Source organism: Streptomyces sp., assembly GCF_031178505.1.
Classification (GTDB): Bacteria; Actinomycetota; Actinomycetes; order Streptomycetales; family Streptomycetaceae; genus Streptomyces; species Streptomyces gulbargensis.
Genome location: NZ_JAPSIW010000586.1, coordinates 1 through 4,481 on the forward strand (window position 1 = coordinate 1; position 4,481 = coordinate 4,481).

4 protein-coding genes and 1 pseudogene are annotated in these 4,481 nt (G+C 67.3%); 4 read left to right on the forward strand and 1 reads right to left on the reverse strand.

Translation table 11 applies throughout. The annotated features are described in order from the left end of the window. Window positions 1–532: 532 nt before the first annotated feature. Both RIF68_RS28340 and RIF68_RS28345 read left to right on the forward strand, forming a co-directional pair. Window positions 533–1,075, forward strand: coding sequence for an RICIN domain-containing protein (locus RIF68_RS28340; protein WP_107478145.1), 543 nt, complete (start codon window positions 533–535; stop codon window positions 1,073–1,075). Window positions 1,076–1,611: 536 nt separating this feature from the next. Beyond that, the gene (locus RIF68_RS28345) at window positions 1,612–2,244 is read left to right on the forward strand and encodes a hypothetical protein (RefSeq protein WP_107478146.1); all 633 of its coding nucleotides are present in this window, start codon (window positions 1,612–1,614) and stop codon (window positions 2,242–2,244) included. Between the two features lie 102 nt (window positions 2,245–2,346). Here the strand turns inward: RIF68_RS28345 and RIF68_RS28350 are convergent, their stop codons facing one another. Further along, window positions 2,347–3,096: a transposase family protein gene (locus tag RIF68_RS28350; RefSeq protein WP_107478151.1), complete on the reverse strand. Its 750-nt coding sequence runs from the start codon at window positions 3,094–3,096 to the stop codon at window positions 2,347–2,349. A gap of 158 nt (window positions 3,097–3,254) precedes the next feature. Between RIF68_RS28350 and RIF68_RS28355 the strand changes: the two are divergent. Together RIF68_RS28355 and RIF68_RS28360 are read left to right on the forward strand one after the other, a co-directional pair. Next, window positions 3,255–3,371, forward strand: a pseudogene (locus RIF68_RS28355) (IS5/IS1182 family transposase); the annotation flags it as partial. A gap of 700 nt (window positions 3,372–4,071) precedes the next feature. Continuing rightward, on the forward strand, window positions 4,072–4,481 hold a 410-nt coding region (locus RIF68_RS28360), incomplete at its 3' end, for a PAS domain-containing protein (protein ID WP_309054144.1).

Genomic DNA, 4,481 nt, shown 5'->3' on the forward strand with positions numbered 1-4,481 from the left:
GCGTGTGCAGAGGTGAGAGCTGCGCGACCGCGCGGACAAGGGCGCGTTGTCGGACGTTGTGCTTCTCTGCCACCAAACCTGGGATAGAGCGACGACGAACAACGGGATGACGCCGCCGACGGCGAGCACCCGCGGTCATGCCTGGCGGTGTGGCCCTTACCGCAGGCCAGCCAGAGGGCGGGCGCCGCGGCTCGGACAAGGCGCCCGGCCCGCCTGCTGTGCGCTCTGCTGCTGGCCGCCGCCGGCTAGATGCGATCCGGGCGATCACGCATGGGCGGGCATCGTCCGCCACGTGAGCCCATGTAGCGGTGGGCGAGGGCATGATCGGATTCGCCTGCCTGCACAATCTGGCCCACCGGAAACTCACACCCCGCGTGAGACGCCTTTAGATAATTTCTCAATACGACTATTGTCCCTCATTTCGGTTAATGGGCGTGTTCCTGCTCTTGGTGAGGGGATGCCAGCAATGCGCGACAGACGGATACCGGTACTCCACGTTGCGGAAACCGCCACAGCAAAAGGGAGAGTTTCCATGACCGAAGTTGACGCCGCCGAAGAAGAGCCGACAACGACCGCCAGCGAGAACCCGGCGCCGCCCGCCCTCCAGGCGCCGCAGGCATCGTCCGTCAACATCCCCACGGACCGTGACGTGTGGATCGACCACATGGTCACCTCACTGCACCTCAACAGCGCGGGCTTCCACGGTGCGCCGAACGGCCACGCGCTCCTGTTCCACGACCGCAACAACATCGACACCCTCGGTGAGAAGTGGCGGTTCACGCAGCACTGGGACGACGGCACCTACACCATCGCCAACGCCGAGTCCGGCCACGAGTTGGCCGTCGCCTCCTCCGGCCTGCACTACAAGAAGGTCGTCCTCTCCGGGCGGCTCTACCCCACCGGCCAGAGGTGGCGCCTGCGCCCGTCAGGGCTGTTCGGCAGCTTCAGCATCCACCCGGTCGACGATCCCACCCTGGCCATCGCGCCCCTCACCGACTCGAACCGGTACCTGTACCTGCTCCCGTACCAGCCGTACCTGACGCACTTCTTCAGGGTGGCGGAGCGGGACTTCTGACCGGGCAGGCCGTCCGCTGAGCTGAGAGGCGCGGCCCGTGCGTGAGGCGCCGCTGGTCCGACGTGGCCAGCGGCGCCTTCGCGTTTCCGCTGTGACACGTTCTGACCACGGCCATCTCGCTGAGCGCCCGTTCTCACCTGCGCAGCCACTGAGCCGTAACCACGGATCCTGTCCCATCAGCGCAAGGGCTACCCGGGCATCGGACTGCACACCGACGAGAAGGGGGACGCTGGCACATGAACCCCCTGACAGGGCGAGTCCGGCGGTGACGGCGTCGAGGTCCTGGCGGAGGAAGCCGGTGAAGAGCCCAAGAGGACCACAGGAGCGGCCGGAGCGATGGGAACCACCGCCACCGTGTCCGAGCACGGGCGCGATCGGGTACGGCTGGAGACGTTCACCGGGTTGCGGGGCGACCAGTTCGGCCGGTTACTGAGCCTCTTCAGCGACGTCACCTGATCGTGGCGCTATAGGCGCATGAGCGGTTCGCAGCGGAAATCCCGTGACCTGCGAGGACGGGTCGTGGCACAGTCACCCGCATGTCCAACGACGTCGCCTACCCCGTCTTCCGTACTTCCGACCTCGGCCTAGCTCTCAGCACCGCGCGCCGTCTGATGGAGTTCGGCCGCCGCGAGGACTCTCGGGTCACCGTGTATGCCGAGCTCTGCTCTGTTGCCGAGGTGCAGCGGGTGGCGAGGGAGCTGCCCCAAGGGCAGTACGCGGGGGATTTTGACTATCGAGAGGTCGACGGAGTGCCACGGGAGCAGTGGCCCCCGCTGGTGGCCGGCCTTGCAGGGTCTGATCTGCCGACCGATCCGGCGGCGTACGATGGACGGCTGCCGGTGACGTGCGAGCTCGACTACCTGCCGATCGGAAGAATTGAGGACGCCTTCGCAGCGGCGATCGGCCCGAGCAGGGGCTGGATCAACTGGGAGTGGCTGTGCTGGCCTGATGCGCCTGAGCTGGACTTTTTTGGCGAGCGAAAGCATGCCGAGGTGTCGCTCCTGTTCAACACACGCACCCGCGAGCTCGATGAGCCTGCCGACGATCACACCGTCCTGCTTCACGTCCGTAGCGTCAGCATTGACGGCCGCCAGGTGAGGGAGCCGTACGCACACTGGCTTGCCGAGCAGGTGGGACTCACTGTCATAGGACCCGGAGAGCTGTGGTGAGTCCGAGCGCTGTGACTGACCGGACCAGCCAGCGGCAGCGCTCGGTCACGTTTCGCCCCTCCCCATGGCCTTCTCGATCTTCGCGTTGTTCATTGAGCTTCGTCAGCGGTGCCGCTCCAGAGTGAGGACGGCTTTGGCGATTGACGTCATGCGGTTCGGACTGCATCGGGCGTGACGGAAGATCCGCCAGCACTTCAGGCGGGCGACACCGCGTTCAACCGGAGCCTTGGTGCAAGACAGTGCCCGGTTGAGGGTCTGGTCGGTCGGAGTGAGGTCGTGGTGCGGCCGACGCTTGATGCGCGTGGTGACCCAGGGTCCGCCGCCCTGGTAAGCCAGGTCGGCCAGGATCGGGACGCCCTGGCGCTCGCAGATCCGGATGATCCGGTGTGTGCGAGCGGCGGTCAGGTCGTGGCTGCGTCCTGGCAGGGCCGGCGAGAGCCACAGCAGTTGGCCGGACGGATCGGTCACGACCTGGACGTTCACCCCGTGGCGGCGGTGCTTGGCGGAGTAGTCGGCCCGGCCGTCGCCGACGCGGTCGCATTCGGCGAGAGTGCCGTCCAGCAGGACGAAGTCCGGACCGCTTTCCCGCAGCACCTTCAGCAGGCCGGGTGCCCGTTCGGCCAGCAGATCGATGACCGCGGTGGTGTAGGCGTGGGCGGTGGACTCGCTGATGCGGAATCCTGCGGCAATTTTGGCCAGGGTGGTGTGCTCGCGCAGGTACACCAGCGCCACCATCGCGCGCTGGGATGGGCGCAGCTTGCACCGCCGGTCGCCCTCACGGGTGACGATGAGCATCGTCACCCACTCTACGAGCGCATGCGGCAGGTCGAGGCTGGCAGGATAGATGACCAACAAGGCCCCAAGACAGATCGGTTGAGACGTCAGACATCTCAATCAACAGCCCGAGGGCCTCGCCTGTTACGCCTCGCAGCCGTCACCCGATCAGGGGCCAGCCCGAAGAAGCTCACTGAACGCGGCCCGGGAACGTGGTGACGAGGGGTGCGACTGGGGGGCATCCGTGGCAGCTGCCGCTGGCCGAGTGGGTGCGGCTGGTGACCGTGTACTACCGAACGAACCTCACCGTGCGGCAGCTCGCTCCGCTGTTCGGCGCCTCGCCGGCGACCGCTACCGCAACGGCAGCCTCGCCATCGGTATCGCGCGTCAGTGGGCGGTGCATTCCCGGTCTCCGGCTGCCCGTTCGGGCACGTCGGGTCGTCAGTGCCTCACGAAGCCCGCACGGCGCGCACAAGCAGATGGACGTGGGGCGAATCCCCTTTCGAAGGGCTGTGCCCGGTAGTCCGGCAGTGTTTGCACCGGTGCTTATCGCGGACCGAAAAATGCCCGTTCACAAAGGGGTTGGCAGGTTACCGAGGTCACTTGACGAACCCTTGCTAGGAAGGTTGTCGGCCCTTAGTCTCGAAACCGCTCCTTGATGCGGTCATCCTTCATCTCGTGGAGGTTTCTCGTGCTGTACAGCTCCCGGCCGAACTCCTCGCGCGCGCCGACTGTACGGCCGGACGATCCTCCCGGCGCCTACCCAGCAGGACCGGACAGCGAGACCGAATGACCGCGACAACGTTGTCCGCAGCATAGGGATGCCGGCTGCCTCGCCGCCGTCCGCTCAGCTCACCTTGACTCCTCCGGGGAGCCCGGCGCCAGCTGCCGGTCGCCCCGGGGCGACGCGGAACATCCGGCCCGGCCACCGGCACCAGGTGGTGTGTGCCGTCACCGGGCGCCCGTCGACACCCAGGCCCAGCGCACCGGTCCGCTCCGCGCTCGCCGCCCCTTCCCACCCCCCCCACGCGCAGGAAGAAGGACGGTACGTCCGTGGCGACCACGAGTTTCCCCGACGCCTCGCCCAGCAAGAACAAGAAGGGTGTCGCCGCTCCGGCCGCGCCCGCCTGCCCCGGCCCGACCGGAAGCGGCACGCACCGCGGTGCCGCCTCGGTGGGCGCCTGCACGGCCCGTGTCTCCCCCGGGGACCTGACCGTCAGGGTCGCGGAGCCGGAGTTCGCCCGCCGATTCGGCATGAGCACCGACGAGATTCGAGGACGCCGAATTCTCGACCTGCTCCGTTCGCCTGTTCCCGCACGGCTGCGGAAGAAGTTCACTGCCCTCTCGTCAGGTGCGTGTCGGCGATTCACGGAGACCGTGACCTATCGGGACGGCGGTGGCCGGGAATTCGTGGCGGAAGTCACCTGGGTCGCCGTCAGAAAACCCTCGGGCGCCGTTTCCGG